This window comes from Ahrensia sp. 13_GOM-1096m, from assembly GCF_000620605.1.
GTDB lineage: Bacteria > Pseudomonadota > Alphaproteobacteria > Rhizobiales > Rhizobiaceae > Ahrensia > Ahrensia kielensis.
On sequence record NZ_JIAX01000013.1, the window covers coordinates 159,563 to 177,932 of the forward strand.

At 49.5% G+C, this 18,370-nt stretch carries 17 protein-coding genes; 8 read left to right on the forward strand and 9 right to left on the reverse strand.

The window, feature by feature from the left end:
* The first annotated feature begins 103 nt into the window (after positions 1–103).
* A complete protein-coding gene (locus tag N530_RS0111735; RefSeq protein ID WP_081773954.1) occupies positions 104–1,612 on the forward strand; it encodes a M48 family metalloprotease in 1,509 nt (502 codons plus the stop codon).
* A gap of 10 nt (positions 1,613–1,622) precedes the next feature.
* Here the strand turns inward: N530_RS0111735 and N530_RS0111740 are convergent, their stop codons facing one another.
* The 6 genes from N530_RS0111740 to N530_RS0111775 all read right to left on the reverse strand — a co-directional run bounded on the left by N530_RS0111740 (position 1,623) and on the right by N530_RS0111775 (position 8,480).
* The gene (locus N530_RS0111740) at positions 1,623–2,477 is read right to left on the reverse strand and encodes an RNA polymerase factor sigma-32 (protein WP_026480840.1); all 855 of its coding nucleotides are present in this window, start codon (positions 2,475–2,477) and stop codon (positions 1,623–1,625) included.
* A 171-nt stretch (positions 2,478–2,648) separates the two neighbouring features.
* The gene (locus N530_RS0111750) at positions 2,649–3,248 is read right to left on the reverse strand and encodes a CarD family transcriptional regulator (RefSeq protein ID WP_026480841.1); all 600 of its coding nucleotides are present in this window, start codon (positions 3,246–3,248) and stop codon (positions 2,649–2,651) included.
* Positions 3,249–3,558: 310 nt separating this feature from the next.
* Positions 3,559–3,897, reverse strand: a complete 339-nt coding sequence (fdxA, locus tag N530_RS0111760; RefSeq protein WP_026317553.1) for a ferredoxin FdxA — start codon at positions 3,895–3,897, stop codon at positions 3,559–3,561.
* A 104-nt stretch (positions 3,898–4,001) separates the two neighbouring features.
* Complete coding sequence (locus N530_RS0111765) at positions 4,002–4,424, reverse strand: RNA-binding S4 domain-containing protein (RefSeq protein WP_051540920.1); 423 nt, start codon at positions 4,422–4,424, stop codon at positions 4,002–4,004.
* Entirely contained in the window at positions 4,424–7,276 is a 2,853-nt protein-coding gene (locus N530_RS0111770; protein ID WP_026480844.1) for a helicase-related protein, read from the reverse strand. Before N530_RS0111770 ends, N530_RS0111765 begins: the two co-directional genes overlap by 1 nt.
* Before the next feature lie 559 nt (positions 7,277–7,835).
* The gene (locus tag N530_RS0111775; RefSeq protein WP_026480845.1) at positions 7,836–8,480 is read right to left on the reverse strand and encodes a TlpA disulfide reductase family protein; all 645 of its coding nucleotides are present in this window, start codon (positions 8,478–8,480) and stop codon (positions 7,836–7,838) included.
* Between N530_RS0111775 and argH the strand changes: the two genes are divergently transcribed.
* From argH to N530_RS0111795, 4 genes are all read left to right on the forward strand, one after another.
* Positions 8,479–9,915, forward strand: a complete 1,437-nt coding sequence (gene argH, locus N530_RS0111780; protein ID WP_026480846.1) for an argininosuccinate lyase — start codon at positions 8,479–8,481, stop codon at positions 9,913–9,915. The genes N530_RS0111775 and argH overlap by 2 nt on opposite strands.
* Before the next feature lie 90 nt (positions 9,916–10,005).
* Positions 10,006–10,188, forward strand: a complete 183-nt coding sequence (locus N530_RS0111785; RefSeq protein WP_026480847.1) for a lipoprotein — start codon at positions 10,006–10,008, stop codon at positions 10,186–10,188.
* Positions 10,189–10,204: 16 nt separating this feature from the next.
* Positions 10,205–11,470 (forward strand): diaminopimelate decarboxylase, encoded by a 1,266-nt coding sequence (lysA, locus tag N530_RS0111790; protein ID WP_026480848.1) that lies wholly within the window; start codon positions 10,205–10,207, stop codon positions 11,468–11,470.
* A 116-nt stretch (positions 11,471–11,586) separates the two neighbouring features.
* Complete coding sequence (locus N530_RS0111795) at positions 11,587–14,202, forward strand: TIGR02302 family protein (RefSeq protein WP_026480849.1); 2,616 nt, start codon at positions 11,587–11,589, stop codon at positions 14,200–14,202.
* Here N530_RS0111795 and N530_RS0111800 read toward each other — a convergent pair.
* From N530_RS0111800 to N530_RS0111810, 3 genes are read right to left on the reverse strand one after another with little or no spacing between them, the layout of a single operon-like run.
* Entirely contained in the window at positions 14,199–14,573 is a 375-nt protein-coding gene (locus N530_RS0111800) for a response regulator (RefSeq protein WP_026480850.1), read from the reverse strand. The genes N530_RS0111795 and N530_RS0111800 overlap by 4 nt on opposite strands.
* Complete coding sequence (locus N530_RS0111805; protein ID WP_026480851.1) at positions 14,574–15,122, reverse strand: phosphoribosyltransferase; 549 nt, start codon at positions 15,120–15,122, stop codon at positions 14,574–14,576.
* Between the two features lie 3 nt (positions 15,123–15,125).
* A complete protein-coding gene (locus tag N530_RS0111810; RefSeq protein ID WP_026480852.1) occupies positions 15,126–15,686 on the reverse strand; it encodes a hypothetical protein in 561 nt (186 codons plus the stop codon).
* 168 nt (positions 15,687–15,854) lie between these two features.
* Between N530_RS0111810 and ftsE the strand changes: the two genes are divergently transcribed.
* The 3 genes from ftsE to N530_RS18030 all read left to right on the forward strand — a co-directional run bounded on the left by ftsE (position 15,855) and on the right by N530_RS18030 (position 18,249).
* Entirely contained in the window at positions 15,855–16,514 is a 660-nt protein-coding gene (gene ftsE / locus N530_RS0111815; protein ID WP_026317555.1) for a cell division ATP-binding protein FtsE, read from the forward strand.
* Complete coding sequence (locus N530_RS0111820) at positions 16,507–17,481, forward strand: ABC transporter permease (RefSeq protein WP_026480853.1); 975 nt, start codon at positions 16,507–16,509, stop codon at positions 17,479–17,481. Before ftsE ends, N530_RS0111820 begins: the two co-directional genes overlap by 8 nt.
* 177 nt (positions 17,482–17,658) lie before the next feature.
* Entirely contained in the window at positions 17,659–18,249 is a 591-nt protein-coding gene (locus tag N530_RS18030; protein ID WP_051540921.1) for a YdcF family protein, read from the forward strand.
* The last annotated feature ends 121 nt before the right edge of the window (positions 18,250–18,370 follow it).

Genomic DNA, 18,370 nt, shown 5'->3' on the forward strand with positions numbered 1-18,370 from the left:
GCGCTGCGATAGATAAATCTTTTGCTTTGCGAGCGGCATCTATCCCGCTATTGGATATGACACATTAATAGAATCGGATTTTGCCAAGCGGCGCATTTTCAATATGGTCCTAGTTCAGCATAAATTAGAAAAGCGATTGTTCCCACTGCCCGCATCAAAATGGTTGCGGGTTTTGGCTTTAGTGTCGCCAATTGCGCTCAGCGCATGCCAGAGCTTTGTTGACCTTGCATCGGACCCGTCGCTTTCACCATCAAAGTCGCCCATCATTGCAGAAAATGTGCGCTCAGGCCGATTGGCGCGTTTAGGCGCTTTGCAGCATCCACGCATATTGGAAACCTATGGCGGTGAATATTCCAATGTTGCTTTGGAGCGCATGGTTGCCGGTATTGTGGGCAAGCTTGTGACTGTCTCTGACAATCCAAGCCAAGTTTATCAAATTTCGATTTTGGATTCTCCGGTGGTCAACGCTTTTGCGTTGCCGGGCGGTTATCTTTATGTGTCGCGCGGATTGCTGGCATTGGCGAGTGATAGCGCTGAATTGGCTGCTGTTATCGCGCATGAAATGGCACACGTAACTTCAAACCACGGCATCTTGCGCCAAGAGCGGGAAAAAGAAGCTGTTCTGGCCGAACGGGTCGTTTCGGATGTTTTGCGTGACAAGGAAGCCGGCCGACGTGCCCTTGTGCGCGGTAAACTTGACCTTGCACAATTCTCGCGCAACCAAGAGTTGGAAGCAGATGCTGTTGGCATTTCGGCTATTGGCGAAGCTGGATATGATCCTTATGCAGCGGCCGCTTTTCAGCAACGTATGGCGGCGTTTAATGCTTATCGCAGCGCATCTGGCGCGAACGATAAGGGTATTGATTTTTTATCGACGCACCCTTCAACACCGCAGCGTGTTACCTTGGCAGTTGGCCATGCGCGTAAATTTGGTGGGCGCGGCACGGGCGCACGGGACCGCGAAAGCTATATGCGTGGTCTCAATGGCATGATGTTTGGCGATAATGCCGATGAGGGCTATGTGCGTGCGCAGCGTTATAGCCATGTGAAGCTTGGCATTACGTTCGAGTTTCCAGAAGGCTTTGACATTGAAAACCGCCCTGAAGCTGTTTTGGGTGGCCGCTCGGCCGATGGTGCAGCGATCCGCTTTGATGGTGATGAAGTTGCCAAGACGACAAGCCTGACCGAATATATTGCCAGTGGCTGGGTTGAAGGTTTGGACGTTTCATCGGTGCGTGCAGCATCAATCAATGGATTGGAAGCTGCTACGGCAAAAGCATCTGTTGGACGCTGGGATTTTGATGTCACGGTGGTGCGCGCCAATGGCGCTGTTTACCGCATTTTGACAGCTGCACCGGCAGGTTCGCCTGAACTATCGGTTTTGGCTGGTAAGGTTCGCTCGTCTTTCCGATTGCTATCGGCATCGGAAAAAGCGGATTTGAAACCGCTGCGTATTCGTATTTTAAAAGCTGAAGCTGGCGATAGTGTTGCCACCATGGCTGCCAGAATGCGCGATGTTACCAGCGCTCAAACATTGTTTCGCGTACTCAATGGCGTGTCTGAAGGCCAAGCATTGGAGCCTGGCACTTTATATAAAGTCGTCACGCAGTAGGGTGCCTTGATTATTTGGCTAGGATTACGCGGCGATCACTCTCAAGCTCAAAACGCATTTTTTCTAGTGCGCGATTTTCGATTTGACGCACACGCTCTTTGGAAATGCCAAGTTCAACGCCTAATGCCTCAAGGGTCGCGCCCTTTTCGCTCAAACGTCTTTTACTGATGATCCTGCGTTCCCGCTTATTGAGCACATGCATGGCATCATGAAGCCATAATGTGCGGCGCTCTGTATCAATGCTTTCTTCCACCAATTCATCCTGCAATGGACGGTCATCGACCAGAAAATCCATGCGGGTTGCTGAACCCGTTTCATCATCGCTCACAGGTGCATGAAGGGATGTATCAGGACCAGATAGGCGCGAATCCATCAATGCGACATCCTTTTCAGAAACGCCAAGCGCTTGGCTGATCTCGCCGTACAGATTAGGTTGTGAGAGAAGATCGCCGCCTTGGCTTAGCTTTGCGCGCAGTCGTCTTAAATTGAAGAATAATGATTTCTGGGCTGAGCTTGTGCCGCCGCGCACGATTGACCAATTGCGCAAAATATAATCTTGCATCGAAGCGCGGATCCACCATGTGGCGTATGTTGAAAAGCGCACTTCGCGCTCTGGCTCAAACCGTGCTGCGGCTTCGAGCAAGCCGACATAGCCTTCTTGAATGAGGTCGCTCATCGGCAGGCCAAAATTTTTGAATTTTGACGCCATGGAAATAACAAGGCGCATATGGGCGGTTGTTATTTTGTGGAGTGCTTCTTGGTCTTGGCTATCTTTCCAAGCAACGGCCAGATCATGCTCTTCGCCGCGTTCCAAATAAGGGGCATTCATTGCGGTGCGAACCATATCGCGTCGGGCTGGTTCCATGATGCACTCCTTTAATAACGTTTGTTACAAAGGGATTACGCGTGAGACGCAAAATGGTTCATTTCTAATTGAAGAAAAGCCTTGTTTTTCTGGTTTTGAGCACCACCCAAAATAAAAACGCCCGAAAACTGGGTGTTTTCGGGCGTTCAAAAATGTCAGAAAAAAGATGGCTTATGCAGCTTTTTCAGAACCTTCAGCTGGGGTTACAGCCTCAGCTTCCCCATCTTCGCCTTCAGCCTTTGCACCACGGCGCGGGCCTTTGTTGAGATTTGTTTCAATCAAACGCACGGCTTCTGTGTCAGAAATTTTCTTCACGACCATGATTTCACGTGCCATGCGGTCCAAAGCTTGTTCATAAAGCTGACGCTCGGAATATGACTGTTCAGGCTGGTTTTCAGCGCGGTAAAGGTCGCGCACAACTTCAGCAATTGAAATAATGTCACCTGAGTTGATCTTCGCATCATATTCTTGAGCGCGGCGTGACCACATTGTGCGTTTTACACGGGCACGGCCTTGTGTGACTTTAAGAGCGCGATCAACAAAACCAGACTCAGAAAGTTTACGCATGCCGATTGTGAGTGCTTTTGCCACAGGCACTTTCAAACGCATTTTGTCTTTATGAAACTCGATGACAAAGAGTTCCATTGTTAGGCCAGCAACTTCTTGCTCTTCAATAACTGTAATTTGTCCAACACCATGGGCTGGATAAACAATAAATTCGCCTGTTTTAAAACCTTGACGCTGAGATGTTTTTTTGGGCGCAGTTGCCATGTAATCAGTACTCCCGTCCGGTATTGTGACCGGACCATTGGTTGCAGCCGAAGCTATTGTCATACGTCATTCGACAAAATATATTTGTTGGCTCAGGCAACGCTAAACGCGCTAAAGCCAATCAAAGAATATTTATTCTTGGATTTGTGAAAATTGGGACCAACAAATTTTTGTGCAGAATGACATTATCAACAGGTATAACACAAAAATTGGCGTTTTTCAATGGCTTGCAACATCGTGCACCGCAGCATGAAAAAGTAGGGCGATTCTATAGTTAACAAGCTGGCTTAGGGTAAGCTACCAAACAGGCTTAATCGCCTTGGCCAGGTTCAGGCGAAAAGTATTGCTCGAACTTGTTTGGTTTGCCGTCAAACTCTTTTGCATCATCAGGCGCATCACGCTTGATGGTGATGTTCGGCCATTTATCCGCATATTCGGTATTTATCTTAAGCCAGCTATCAAGGCCCGGCTCTGTATCCGGCTTGATTGCTTCTGCAGGACATTCAGGTTCGCAAACACCACAGTCAATGCATTCATCCGGATGGATGACCAGCATATTGTCGCCTTCGTAAAAGCAATCGACCGGACACACTTCCACGCAATCCATATATTTACATTTGATGCAGTTATCGATGACGATATAGGTCAATTTATCACTCCGGATTAGCGTAGTCGCGCTCTGATTATGCGGAATCTTGTTGCGGTGCAAGAGGTGTCGTCGCGGCGATTTGTGGCAGGCTTACAGATTATAAGTTAGTTTTTGCGCAGCCGGTCCAATTCGCGACGTTCTTTTTTCGTTGGACGCCCTGCACCGGGGTCTCTTCTTGCTGCCAGCCCAGCAAATTTAGTATCAGGTTTTTTAAGGGGCGGCGGTGAATTATGTTCATAAAGCCGCTGTGCCTCAGGCGCAGGGCCGCGCCGCATGCCGCAATCAATAATGCGGTAAATTTTGATATTGTGCTCCAATGAAATTGTCAGCACGTCATCTGGCTTTACATTCTGGCTTGGTTGAGTGGTTTTTTCGCCATTAACCCGCACATGACCAGAGCTCACAAATTTTGCAGCGAGAGTGCGGGATTTTATGACGCGCGCGAAAAACAACCATTTGTCGAGACGGATGCGGGTAGGGCTTGTTTTATTTGTACCCGCATCAGTCTTGGCGTCATTATCGCGCATTATTTGCCGAGTTGTTGCTTCAATGCTTGAAGCTTAGCGAAGGGGCTATCTGGATCAATCGGCTTTTCTTTGCGCGGCGGCGATGCTTTTGCATTTTGAGGTTGGCTGTTTTTGCCGCCCGGTTTGCCCTTACGGCGTGGTTTTTGATCGCCGCTTGGCTTGCCGCCTTTGCGTTGCTCACCCGGTTTTCCGCGATTTGGTGCACGTTCAAAACGTGCCTGACGCCAAACGAGAACTGGCTTAGGCGTTTCTTCAGGTTCAGCTTGTGGCTCTGCTTTTGGTTCAGGTGCTGCATCATCTGTTTGAGATGCAGGTTCTGCCGCCTTAGGCTCCTCAGCAGCTGTTTCGGCTGGTTTTGGACCGTGCTGGGTTTTGAGCGCCTCAAGGGCTTGGTTGGCTGTCAGCGCATCGATTGGCTCATGGCGATAGCCAAGCCCTTTTAGCACTTCTTCCATGTCTTCTGCGGTCGCACCAAGAATTGACAACATTGCGGGCGTGATAACAAAACGGCCATCGCCGTAAGCACCTTCCGGCAATTCTGTTCCGGGCTTCCAATAGACCGTTGGGCGAATAAGATCAGCCAAACGTTCCAAAATATCCACACGCACGGCGCGGGGGCCGAGCAGGCGGTAGCCTGAAAGTTTGTAGAATTCTTTATCAAAAGATGGGTCCGTGACCAGCGATGTGCGTCCGCTTGCCAGTAGCGTTATGATTTCGCCATAACCATCTTTGTCTTTGCCATCATTGCTTAAGGCCCAAAGAAGCGTGAGCAGTCCTGCAGGTGCTGGTTTAAGCAAAGCAGGTACAAAAACATGATAGAAGCCAAAACGCACGCCATAACGGCGTAGTGCAGCACGGCCATCCTGATCGAGCGTTTTCATCTCGTCAGCAATTCCGCGGCGCGCAACAATGCCATGATCTTCGATCAGGCGGAATGCAATACCGCGTGCAATGCCAGATAGCTCGTCAGCCTTTTGAAGGTCTGTGAGTGGCTTGAGGTGTGTTTCAATATGAAAGGCGATAAAACGCTCTGCGCGTGCACGCACTTTGTCTTGTGCTGGACCTGTCAATTGTTCGTCGGCAAGAAGGATAAGCCGAGGCTTTAGCCAATCATCGCCGGACGTTAATGTGCCGACGGTCGTGCCAAGCCAGCGCAATGTTCCATCAGAGGAAATTGCCAGATCGCCATTGGGCGCTGCACCAAAGCGCTCTGCGCGCGTTTCAAACTCACTGGCCAATGCTTTTGCAGAAGCCGCGCGGATTGCTTTTGCATCCTCGCCTTCTGCCGTGGTATCGGCTGTAAACCGAAATCCATCCAATTGACCTACGTGGTGACCTTCTACAGTGACGTCACCGGCTGCGCTGATTTCAGCATCCATCTCGTTGTTCTCTCTTAGTCGCTTCATGAGCACGCTTGTCCTGCGATCAACAAACCGTTTCGTCAACCTTTCGTGGAGCGCATCGGAGAGTTTGTCTTCGATTTCGCGTGTTTTTTCTTGCCAGTGTAGCGGATCGGCAAGCCATTTAGGCCTGTTTGACACATATGTCCATGTTCGGATCTGTGCGATCCGGTGGGATATTGAGTCAATTTCACCATCTGTACGGTCGGCTCGCTTGACCTGCTGGGCCATATAATCTTCGTTCACATGACCTGTTTTGATTAAATCCTCATAAATTGAGGAAATGATGTCGGCATGTTGTGCGGGTGCAATTTTGCGATAATCCGGCAGTGAACAGGTTTCCCACAGCGTTTCGACATCTTTTGCTGATTTGCAAATATCAACCACCGATACGTCGCGTAATAGAAATTCAAGGGCACGCTGATCGACCGCCGGTAGTGCCCGTGTGAGGCCTTGTACTTTCGGCAATGTATCAAGCGACGCTTTGAGCGCATCAATTGAAGAAAAATCAAAATTGCGGGTGCGCCATTGTAATACGCTCAGCGCTGCAAATTGATGGGTTTCAATACGTTCAACCAATTCTTCGTCCAGTGGTGCAACCTGACCGGAAACACCGAAGGTGCCATCGCGCAGATGACGTCCGGCACGTCCGGCGATTTGTCCCATTTCCGCTGGATTGAGATCGCGAAACTGGTGGCCGTCAAATTTGCGCGTTTGGGCAAAGGCGACATGGTCGACATCTAAATTAAGGCCCATGCCAATGGCATCGGTTGCGACAAGGTAATCAACATCGCCGTTTTGGTAGAGTTCAACCTGCGCATTGCGTGTGCGCGGCGATAAGGAGCCCATCACAACGGCGGCCCCGCCGCGCTGCCTGCGGATTAGCTCGGCAATGGCGTAAACTTCGTCGGCTGAAAATGCCACAATGGCTGATCGGCGCGGTAGCCGCGTGATCTTTTTAGAGCCTGCATAGGCCAAATGTGACATGCGCGGGCGGGTGATGATGGAAAGGCCTGGCAATAGTTTTTGCAAGATGGGCGCTGCGGTTGCTGCGCCTAGCAGCAATGTTTCTTCAATGCCGCGAATATTTAATATGCGGTCGGTAAAAATATGGCCGCGCTCGAAATCTCCGGCAAGTTGTACTTCATCAATGGCAACAAATTCGACTTTCGCATCGCGCGGCATGGCTTCAACGGTACAAACGGAATAGCGCGCGCCTTTGGGGACGATTTTTTCTTCGCCCGTAACCAGAGCTACATTATCAATGCCGACCTTCTCGCAAACGCGGGCGTAAACTTCGCGTGCAAGCAAGCGCAAAGGCAGGCCGATAATGCCTGTTCTGTGCGTGCACATGCGCTCGATAGCGAGGTGGGTTTTGCCGGTATTGGTTGGCCCCAAAACGGCCTGGACGCTATGTCCAGAAAAAACGACCGATTCTTGAGGGCGATACATGGGAAATCCGTGGGTAGGCACGATTAAAAGCAACTGCCTCATTAGCATGGTTTTGGCATGATAAAAGGTTGATGCACGATAAAAGATGCTCAAATTGCGAATGAAAATCGACTTTTGTTAAGTTTTGGAACCATTGTGGAACGAATCGCTGACGAATCGGCAAGGAATCATAATTCTTGTTTTGTTCATGGCTATATAGTGCGGGTTTTCAGATCAAGCCTCTATATGTTGATCGGCGGAATCGTCTTATCGCTAAAAATGGCATTGTCCCGTTAAGGAACGTAAACAAAACCTCAATGGCTTATTTACGGTGCGTTAAGGTCTTAAAATTGAATTGCCCTGTAAAGGTTTTGTTAACCATAAATCGTTGATTTGCCTCGATTTTTGTTAACTTTCAGAACGTGGGTAGAACGAATCGGGGTCGAATCAGCCTTTAAACGATCTTCCTGTTTTGTTCTTACGACATGTAGTGCCAAGCGCAGTGCGCCAGGTACTATTGAGAGTGCTGAAAGCCAGAAGTGGAGACTGACTTGGCCGTTTTTGTTAACTTTTCGCGCTTTTAAAGCGCTGATACCGCATCAATCAGCTTGAAAGCATCGGGGCTCGCCCATTCGGCTGGACCATTCATATTGGCAACAACGCGGCTGTTCTCATCCAAAAGGAGCGTTACGGGCAAACCAAGTGCCAGCGACTTCTTCTTGAGCGCATTGAAAACGTTGATTGAAGGGTCATGATAGAAGCCAAGATTCGTGAGCCCGATTTCATCAAAAAAGGCACGGGGCTTTTCTTCGCCGCCGCCATCAACTGAAATGGCGATGACTTCGAATTTATCGCCGCCTTTGGCTTTTTGAAGGGCGTCTAGGGCCGGCATTTCGTGCCGACAAGGTGCGCACCATGTTGCCCAAAGATTGACCAATCGGTATTTGCCATTGGCATCTGACATTTTCATTGGCTTGCCATCTGGTCCATTAAATGTGAGCTCAGACAGGTCGTCAGCGTTGTCGCGAATGGCCATTGCGGCGATATCACCGACCAAAAGGGGCGCTATTTTGGCCTTTAGTGCGTCAGACAAGCCGCTAGAGGCATTGCCAGATGTGTCACTACACCCGTATATGCCAAGCGTGCCGATTGTCAGCGCGGAAACGCCAAGCGACAAAGCACCGCGTCTTGTAATCAATTTGCTGTCAGGGTTAGTCCGTTTCATGTCTCAATCTTCCAATTCCAAATCCGACAAAACCAAGCTTGATAAATCAAACTCGATGTGGGGCGGCCGTTTTGCGTCTGGCCCTGCTGCGATTATGGAAGAGATCAATGCTTCCATTGGTTTTGATAAAAAGCTCTACGCGCAGGATATTGCCGGTTCAATCGCACATGCGACCATGCTGGCGGAATGTGACATAATCACGGTGGAAGATCGCGACAAGATTATTCACGGATTGAACACGATCTTGTCAGAGATCGAAGCGGGCAAATTCGAATTTTCGCGTGCGCTTGAAGATATTCATATGAATGTTGAATCGCGCCTGCGTGATTTGATCGGTGATGCGGCAGGCCGCTTGCACACTGCGCGCTCACGCAATGACCAAGTTGCGCTTGATTTTAGACTATGGGTCAAAGCTGAATTGCAAAAGACAGCAGGGCTTTTAGAAAACCTTATTGGCGCTTTTCTGGTTCGTGCAGAAGAACATGCTGGCACAGTGATGCCCGGCTTTACGCATTTGCAAACCGCACAGCCGGTAACATTTGGTCATCATTGCATGGCCTATGTGGAAATGTTTGGCCGTGATCTTAGCCGTGTTGATGATGCGCTAGAGCGTCTTGATGAAAACCCGCTTGGCGCTGCGGCGCTTGCTGGAACAGGCTTTCCGATTGATCGCCACATGACAAGCAAGGCGCTTGGTTTTCGCGAGCCGACACGTAACTCGCTCGACACCGTATCTGACCGTGATTTTGCATTAGAAATGCTGTCGCTTTCATCTATCTGCGCAACGCATCTATCGCGGCTTGCAGAAGAAATCGTCATTTGGTCAACACCGCAATTTGGCTTTGTAACTCTGTCGGATAGTTTTTCGACCGGCTCATCTATTATGCCGCAAAAGAAAAACCCTGATGCTGCCGAACTGGTTCGCGCGAAAGTTGGCCGTATCAATGGTGCGCTTGTTAGTCTTTTGACGGTGATGAAGGGGCTTCCGCTATCTTATTCTAAAGACATGCAAGAAGATAAAGAGCAGGTCTTTGATGCTGCCGAATCGCTGGAATTGGCGCTGGCTGCCATGACGGGCATGATTTCTGATCTAACAGTTAATGAAGCTGCGATGCGCAAAGCTGCAGGTTCGGGCTATTCAATTGCAACTGATCTTGCCGATTGGTGCGTGCGCGAAATCAATATGCCGTTCCGCGATGCGCACCATGTGACAGGTACAGCGGTAGCGCTTGCGGTGAAGAAAAATGTGCCGCTTGAAAAGCTCACCTTGGAAGAGTTGCAAAGCATCAACCCATCCATCACCGAAGATGTGTTTTCCGTGCTGACCGTTAAAAAGTCTGTTGCCAGCCGCACAAGTTTCGGCGGCACGGCACCTGCGCAAGTTAAAAAGCAAATTCGCTATTGGATTAAGCGCATGGAAAAGCGCTCTAAATAAGTGATATTTGCAGGGGTGCAAATGACAACGTTCCGTTTTATGAAAGAAGCGGAAAAAGTGACTTTAGCGGTTTGGATTGGGTGATCTGAAATGAAAGCGTCAAAGCTTATAAATGCAATGACAATGGTGTCGCTTCTGGCAGCATTGGCGGCCTGTGGGCGTGCTGGGCCGTTAGAGCCGCCGCCATCAAGTGTTTCAAAGCCTGCTGGCCAAGAAACACAAGAACCGAGCGTTGAAGAAAAGCCTTTCGTGCTCGACGCGCTCCTCAACTAACTATCAGGCAGACCCCGTGAACCATTTTGAATATAGAGACGGTGTTTTATATGCCGAAAACGTAGCTGTGGCAGATATTGCTGCGCAGGTTGGCACGCCATTTTATTGCTATTCAACGGCGACCTTAAGCCGTCATTATAATGTCTTTGCTAAAGCCTTTGAAGATGTGGATGCGCTTGTTTGCTATGCAATGAAAGCCAACTCCAATCAGGCAGTGCTTGCCACATTGGCCAAACTTGGTTCTGGCGCTGATGTTGTGTCGGAAGGCGAATTACGCCGTGCACTCGCGGCCGGTATTCCGCCTTCTAAAATATTGTTCTCCGGCGTTGGCAAAACGGCGCGTGAGATTGATTTTGCACTTGAGGCAGGTATTCATTGTTTCAATGTGGAATCAGAGCCTGAACTTGAGATGATTTCCGCGCGCGCTGTCGCGCTTGGCAAAATTGCACCGATATCGCTGCGGATTAATCCGGACGTGGATGCCAAAACGCATCACAAGATTTCAACGGGCAAAAAAGGCGATAAATTTGGCATTTCCTTTGCGCGGGCACGTGATGTTTACAAACGTGCAGGGGCGCTGCCGGGCTTAAAAGTTGCTGGTATCGATATGCATATTGGTAGCCAAATCACGGATTTGAAACCGTTTGATGAGGCTTTTGGCCTTTTGACTGAGCTTGTCGAGCAATTGCGCAGTGATGGTCATGATATCGAACATGTTGATTTGGGCGGGGGTCTTGGCATTCCGTATAAAAACGACAATGCACCGCCGCCATTGCCGGATGCTTATGCCGATATCGTCAAAAGCCATGTAAAACCTTTGGGCGTGCAGGTGATTTTTGAACCGGGCCGACTGATCGCAGGCAATGCGGGTATTCTCGTTAGCGAAGTGATCTATGTGAAGCAGGCTGAAGATAAGAACTTTGTGATTGTTGATGCGGCGATGAACGATCTTATTCGCCCGACGCTTTATGAAGCTTATCATGAGATTATTCCGGTCAAACGGCCAGCCGATGATGCCAAACATTTCATCGCTGATATTGTTGGCCCTGTTTGCGAATCCGGCGATTTTATCGCGCAGGAGCGTAATTTACCAATGTTTGAAGCAGGCGATCTGATCGCTGTTGGCTCGGCTGGTGCTTATGGCGCGGTGCAAGCAGGAACATATAATTCACGGCTTTTGGTGCCGGAAGTTATGGTCAATGATGATCAGTTCCATGTTGTGCGGCCACGCAAAACATATGAAGAATTGATTGCGCTGGATAGTATGCCTGACTGGATTTAAGGCCATTTACCTGCCGGTGACAAAAGAGTTACCGGTTTTTATTGTCTAAATGAACCAGTAGCCTCGTCTTTGCCGCTTTCTCTGCTATCTTTGTTAAAAATCGAGCGAGAGGACGCATGGCGAAGCAATCTCCAAGTCAGCAAAACTGGGACGAAGCAGCTAAAAAGCTGCGCGGTGCGCGGCTGTGGAGCCGTTTTTCGCTTGCATTTGAACGGCTAGCACCAGCGGCATTGCCGCTTGTTTTGGTCGTCGGTCTTTTTCTGATTGTTTCATGGTTCGGCCTGTTTCGCTCGGTGGGCGACTTAACCCGTATTTTTATCGGCCTTGTCTTTACCTTAGCCGCGTTGGCAAGCCTTTCGGCGCTTCGAAAATTCAAAATGCCGACAGGTGATGAAATTGATCGCCGGCTTGAGCGGGACAATAAGCTATTGCACCAACCGATTACGGTGCAAGACGATCCTCTGGCGATTGGTACGGATGATTTTGCTAAAACGCTTTGGGCATTGCATCAGAGGAAACTCGCTGGCCAAATCAGTGATGTTCAGGGCGTAAAAGCGCGCACCGATATTCCTGAGCGTGACCCGTGGGCTTTGCGCGCGGTGGTGCCCCTTCTGCTTGTTATTGCCTTTGCCTATTCTTTTGGCGCGAAGGGCGGGCGCATTAGCGATGTGTTTTTCTCTCATAATAATGGAGAAGTGATTGCGGCACGCATTGATGCGTGGGTAACGCCGCCATCTTATACTGGTGTTGCACCTATTTTCATGACGTCTGATATCAATGCGGAGCGCAAAGAATTTACAGCACCTGAAGGCAGTAAGATTGTCGTGCGGGTTTCTGGCGGTACGGGCGCCGAGCAAGTCACGTTTCCTAATGTGGGGTCAGTTCTCGATGTTCTTGATGATGATTCGAGCCGCAAATCGACACAAGCGCGGCAGTTTGAAGTTGTTGCAATGGAAAGCGGCCAGCTCAGCATTTTGCCGCAAGCTGACGCAAGCCCAACGCTCGGCGAGCAAGTTTTGCAGCAATGGACGCTGACCATCAGCGACGATAAAGCGCCAGAGGTTACTTTTGACGGCGATGTTGAACGCGCCGTAAACGGTGCGATGACGCTAAAATATATTGCTCATGATGATTACCGTATCGCAAGCGGCGAAGCCTTGGTGACATTGCTTGATGAGCAAGGCGAAGATGCGCGCCCGCTCTATGAAGCGCCTGATATTGCGCTGCGCCTGCCACGCCGCAACGATGAAGGTAAAGCCAAAACATCGGTTGATTTAACCGAGCATCCTTGGGCAGGTGCGCGGGTAAATGTTCAATTGCGGGTCGAAGATGATCTGGGCCAAGCTGGCCATAGTGAAATGGTCGAAGCGATCCTTCCGGGCAGGCCCTTTTCCAATAAGCTTGCACGTGCACTTATCGAGCAACGGCGCAATTTAGCGCTGGATGCCAATAGTGCTGTTGCGGTTTATGAAATGCTCGACCTATTTACGCTTTACCCTGAAGAAACGATCAATAATACGGCGCATTTTCTCGGAATTACGACGGCAAAATCAAGATTGCGCTATGCCAATAATGATGATGATTTGCGCAGTGTCGTTGATTATTTGTGGGAAGTTGCGCGCAATATTGAAGACGGTGGTTTGTCGGATGCCGAAAAGCGTTTGAAAGATGCGCAGCAGGCTTTGCGCGATGCGCTTGAAAGCGGTGCTTCGGATGAAGAAATCGAGCAGGCAATGAACGAGCTACGTGAGGCAATGCAAGAATATTTGCAAGAGTTTGCACGTCAAAACCAAGGCAATCCGCAAAATCAGCAAAACCAACAAAATGCGCAGCAGCTAGACCAACAAAGTCTGGATGAAATGCTTGATCGCCTCGAAGAAATGGCCAAATCCGGCGCGCGCGATAAGGCAATGGATATGCTGTCGCAGCTGAACGACATGATGAATAATCTTCAGATGGCGCAGCCACAGCAAGGGCAACAAGGCCAGCAGAACCAAGCGCAGCAGCAAATGAATGAGTTGGGCGAGATTTTGCGCAAGCAGCAAGAGCTGATGAACGACACGTTTCAGCGCAGCCAGCGGCCTGAGGATGGCGCACAAGAAGGTGAGCAACGCCAAGGCGATCAACCAGATGGTCAGCAGCCTGGCAATTCTCAAGAAGGCCAGCAACAGCCAGGGCAAGGGCAACAACCTGGGCAAGAAGGCGAACAAGGCCAGCAAGGCCAACAGCGCGCGCAAGGCGGCGCGGGAATAGAGGGCTTGGAGCCCGGACAGCAGGCGCTGCAGAACAGGCTCAACCAATTCATGGAAGGATTGGAAGGCATGGGCATTAATCCGGGCGAAGAATTTTCCGATGCCGAACGTTCTATGGGCGAAGCCGGCGATGCGCTTGGCGAAGGTTCTGGCGATCAAGCGCTTAGCGATCAAGGTGAAGCGATGGATTCGCTGCGCCGTGGTGCACAATCCATGATGGAGCAAATGGAACAGCAAGCGCAACAAGGCCAAGGTTCGTCCAGCGAGCCCGGTGGTCAGAGCAAGGCGCAAGGCCGTGATCCGCTTGGCCGCCCGCAACGTTCATCTGGTCCTGATTTTGGCGATGATGTCAAAGTGCCTGATGAGATTGATGTGCGCCGTGCACGCGAAATCTTGGAGGCGATTAGAAAGCGTCTTGGCAATGGCGCTTTGCAACAACTTGAAAAAGATTATCTGGAACGGTTGCTTGACCTAAATTAAGGCCGATCCGTTTCCAGAGCAGACTTGACCGCTTGGCGAATATCGGCAAGTGAAAACGGTTTTGGCACGACATCAATAATGATCTTGGAAAGATCGGACGCACGTTCACGCTGTTCGGCAAATCCGGTCATGAGCAGTATTTTTAGATCGGGAAAATCTTTAACCGCGGTTTTGGCCATTTCGATGCCGTCCATTGCGGGCATGCGAATGTCTGACAGAACCAGATCGTAAGCACCGTTTTTCTCGATGATCATCTCCAGCGCGACATCGCCGTCATCGGCTTGATCAACATCATGTCCGTCAAGCATCAGCGCGCGCGCTGTGAATGTGCGAACTGAGGCGTCATCATCAACTACAAGCACTGTGCTCATTCAGGCATCTCCTGTGACAATGCCTACAAATGGTAATTCGCGAAATGCATGGGCAACATCCATGCCGTATCCGACAACAAAATGATCGGGGCACTCAAAGCCGATAAAATCAGCGTTGAGCGGTGTTGCGGCTTTGCGTTTAACGCGCTTGTCGAGCAGTACCGCAAAGGACACAGAATTTGCACCGCGGCTCATCATTAAATCACGCGCGAAAGTTAAAGTTGTGCCTGATTCAAGAATATCATCAACCAGCAGAACATCGCGGCCTTCAACAGTGCTTTCGATATCGCGCACCAATTTGGTTTCGCCCGCTTCAGTGCCTTTGCCATAGGTTGAGAGCATCATGAACTCTACTTCGGGTTCAAGGCCAACATCATGCATCGCGCGCACAAGATCAGCTGCGAAAATGAATGATCCTTTGAGAATCGAAATCACCAGCAGATCTTTATAATTGTGGGCGGCGATTTCACGCGCAAGCTCAAGGTGGCGCACTGCAATTGCAGAGGCAGGAAAAAGGACGTCGATATTCTTGTTGCGCACAATCGGCATTATCTATTCCGCAAATGTAAGTTCAGCTTTATCTGAGTTACCTTTGCCAACGGGGAGGCTGTTTGTAAACATCAACCGCTCGCCAGGGTTAAGGGTTTCACCGCGATTAATGCGAAACATGCGACGCTTTGTGGGATCATCGCCGATATGAACGATAACAGGCGGTAAAACACGAGCGACTTTATCGTTGTTTATAATGGTCGCTTCGATGGTCAAAACATCACTGCCATCGCGTGCGAGGCGGTTTGTGCTGATATTTTGAAATTGCAAAAGGGGCTGGATTTCTGGCTGGACAATAATCGGTTGCGCATTTTCAAATAGAACATGACCACCGGCAAGATAAAAGGCGGTGACAGAACAAACCGCTGCGACAAGCGTGAACATCGGCAGTGACATGCCGCTTTGCTTTTTCTTGTTCGGCATTTTGCCAAACACCGCAAGCTGCTCGTCATTGTCAGCATTATCTTCTTTTATGTTTGCTGATGTAGGCTTTTTAACCGGCTGAGCGCCATCTTTTTGGACGGTCTCAAATTCGACATCAATTGCATCTTCTTTATTGGTCATTAAAGTGTTTCCTGACGCCCAAGCCCAATCTTATGGAGTAAACATGGTTAATTGTTGGTTTCCGTTTGACGTGCTGAATGGCAGTTTATCGGTTTTACATGTTGAGGTGAAGACAAGCTGTGTTAGTGAAAAGATGCAGATTTTCGATGATTCGGGGCAGTGGGCAGCGTGATCAAGTTTGAAAATGTTGGATTGCGCTATGGCATGGAAACGGAAGTCCTAAGGGATGTTTCTTTTGAAATTCCAGAGCGTTCGTTCCAATTTCTAACCGGCCCTTCGGGGGCTGGCAAAACAAGCTTGCTTCGGCTTTTGTTCATGTCGCTGCGCCCGACACGCGGTTCGATCAGCATGTTTGGCCGTGATATTGCGACGATTGAACGTCACGAATTGCCAATTATGCGTCGCCGTATCGGTGTTGTGTTCCAAGATTTTAGACTGCTCGATCATATGACAACATATGAAAATGTCGCGCTGCCTTTGCGGGTGCGGGGCAAAGACGAAAGCGGTTTTCGCAGCGATGTTAGCGATTTGTTGAACTGGGTTGGGCTGGGCGATAAATTACATGCATTGCCTCCTGTTTTATCCGGCGGTGAAAAACAGCGTGTTGCCATTGCGCGTGCGCTGATTGATCAACCGGAAGTTCTTTTGGCCGATGAGCCAACGGGCAATGTTGATCCGCATATGGCACGGCGTCTGCTGCGCCTTTTCCTTGAACTTAATCGTTCTGGCACGGCGGTTGTTGTTGCCACGCATGATCTTGGTTTGATGGAACAGGTTGATGCGCGAAGAATGATCCTCAACAATTCGCATTTGGATATTTATGGCTGATACTCCTGTGCAAATGAATGCGGAAACAGAACATTCTGTAAAACCGACCCCGATTGTACCGCCCTCCAATATTGCAGGGCAGGCATTGTCGCTTGTTATTGCGATTATGTCATTTTTGGCATGCCTAACGGTTGGGGCTGTTTTGATGATCGATAAAAGCGCGTCGTCATGGCAAAGCCAAATTTCTCGTGAGGCCACCGTACAAATACGTCCAGCCCGTGATTTCGATATCGAAACGGCATTGGTGGAAGCGCAGGCGATTGCAGCAAGTTTTGACGGTGTTACCGATGCGCGTATCATTGGCCTGTCACAAACGGCCACTTTGCTAGAGCCATGGCTTGGCAAGGATATAAATTTAAGCGAATTGCCGGTTCCGCGGCTGGTGGTCATTCGGATTGATGAACGTAACCCACCAGACTTTAAAGCAATTGGTACAGCAATTAATGAGGCTATTCCAAATGCTACATTGGATGACCACAGAGCATGGGTAGACAGGCTCGTGTCGATGGCAAACACAACAACCTATGTGGGCGTTGCTATTCTTTTGCTCGTTTTAACAGCGTTGGTTCTCACCGTTGTTTTTGCCACGCGCGGCGCATTGGCGAGCAATCATATTATTATTGAAGTGCTGCATTTTGTTGGTGCACGCGCTAATTTTATCGCGGGTCAATTTCAACGCCGGTTCTTCTGGATTGGCCTTCGCGGTGCATTGATTGGCGGCGGCGCTGCGATCGCAATGTTCCTTATTTTTCAATTTTGGGCAGGGCGCAATTTAACCACTGCTGAGGGCGTGCAGGTCGCTGTTCTGTTTGGCGATTTTTCCATTGGGATGGGCATCTTCATAGGCACGTTTTTTGTCATTGCGTTGGTTGCTGCTCTCACGACATTAACGGCAAGATTAACCGTTGTGCGCACGATATATGAGATCGATGAGCAACGCGCAGACCCGTCGCGTCAATCTTATTGATATAAAACATCCGTTTTCATTGGATTGATCGGATAAACGCCAAAATTGACCTGTTCTATACTTGATTTCAGCTTTATTAAAATAAGTTGAAACACCGTGGGATGATTGCATGTCCGTGCAAGTCGAAACATTATGGTAGAGGCGAGGAAACGCAGCATAACGGGGCGACTGCTACGGATGTTCGCTTTTTTGTTGCTGCTGTCTGTGCTTTTATTGACTGTGGGCTTTGGCGTTTTTCTGACAAGCGTTGATCGGCATGCCCGCAATCAAAGCGCTGAAACCGCTGACGGTATTGTTGTGCTGACGGGCGGTTTTGCTCGGTTGGAACCAGCCATACAATTGCTCCGTGAAAAACGCGGTGAGCGGCTGCTGATTTCTGGTGTTAACCGCAAAACCGACGATCAATTGCTAAAGCATGCCCTTGATATAGAAGACAAGCTTTTCAACTGCTGCGTTGATATTGACCAAGATGCTTTGGATACCATTGGCAATGCATTGGGTACGGCCCATTGGGCGGCTTCAAAAGATTATAAATCGCTGCTTGTTGTCACGAATGATTATCATATGCCGCGCAGTTTGATGGAACTTCGCCGTGAAATAGGTGACATCGAATTATTGCCCTATGCGATACGCAACCGATCTTCTGGGCCGTTTACAATGGGCGAGCGGATTGGCCAATATCGTGTTTTACTGCTTGAGTATGGCAAGCTGGTTGCAACTTTTTTACGGGCAGCCTTGCACGATGGCCGAATTCCGGCTTTGAAATAATGACTGCATTTGTACTAGAGTGACGCAACCTTAACATTCAAATGGCTGTAACCTGACAGTTATTTGATCGCAAAACTGTCTGGGCTTATTTGTGACTGCACTTCGTTCCGCATTATATAAT

What these genes read in the sequence shown, in the direction of transcription:
- N530_RS0111805 (WP_026480851.1), bottom strand. Translation starts at nt 15,122, where the DNA reads ATGCCGATTGTGCGCAACAAGAATATCGACGTCCTTTTTCCTGCCTCT.
- N530_RS0111795 (WP_026480849.1), top strand. Translation starts at nt 11,587, where the DNA reads ATGGCGAAGCAATCTCCAAGTCAGCAAAACTGGGACGAAGCAGCTAAA.
- N530_RS0111775 (WP_026480845.1), bottom strand. Translation starts at nt 8,480, where the DNA reads ATGAAACGGACTAACCCTGACAGCAAATTGATTACAAGACGCGGTGCT.
- N530_RS0111800 (WP_026480850.1), bottom strand. Translation starts at nt 14,573, where the DNA reads ATGAGCACAGTGCTTGTAGTTGATGATGACGCCTCAGTTCGCACATTC.
- N530_RS0111750 (WP_026480841.1), bottom strand. Translation starts at nt 3,248, where the DNA reads ATGGCAACTGCGCCCAAAAAAACATCTCAGCGTCAAGGTTTTAAAACA.
- N530_RS0111785 (WP_026480847.1), top strand. Translation starts at nt 10,006, where the DNA reads ATGAAAGCGTCAAAGCTTATAAATGCAATGACAATGGTGTCGCTTCTG.
- argH (WP_026480846.1), top strand. Translation starts at nt 8,479, where the DNA reads ATGTCTCAATCTTCCAATTCCAAATCCGACAAAACCAAGCTTGATAAA.
- N530_RS0111820 (WP_026480853.1), top strand. Translation starts at nt 16,507, where the DNA reads ATGGCTGATACTCCTGTGCAAATGAATGCGGAAACAGAACATTCTGTA.
- N530_RS0111735 (WP_081773954.1), top strand. Translation starts at nt 104, where the DNA reads ATGGTCCTAGTTCAGCATAAATTAGAAAAGCGATTGTTCCCACTGCCC.
- N530_RS0111810 (WP_026480852.1), bottom strand. Translation starts at nt 15,686, where the DNA reads ATGACCAATAAAGAAGATGCAATTGATGTCGAATTTGAGACCGTCCAA.
- N530_RS0111765 (WP_051540920.1), bottom strand. Translation starts at nt 4,424, where the DNA reads ATGCGCGATAATGACGCCAAGACTGATGCGGGTACAAATAAAACAAGC.
- N530_RS18030 (WP_051540921.1), top strand. Translation starts at nt 17,659, where the DNA reads ATGTTCGCTTTTTTGTTGCTGCTGTCTGTGCTTTTATTGACTGTGGGC.
- N530_RS0111770 (WP_026480844.1), bottom strand. Translation starts at nt 7,276, where the DNA reads ATGTATCGCCCTCAAGAATCGGTCGTTTTTTCTGGACATAGCGTCCAG.
- N530_RS0111740 (WP_026480840.1), bottom strand. Translation starts at nt 2,477, where the DNA reads ATGGAACCAGCCCGACGCGATATGGTTCGCACCGCAATGAATGCCCCT.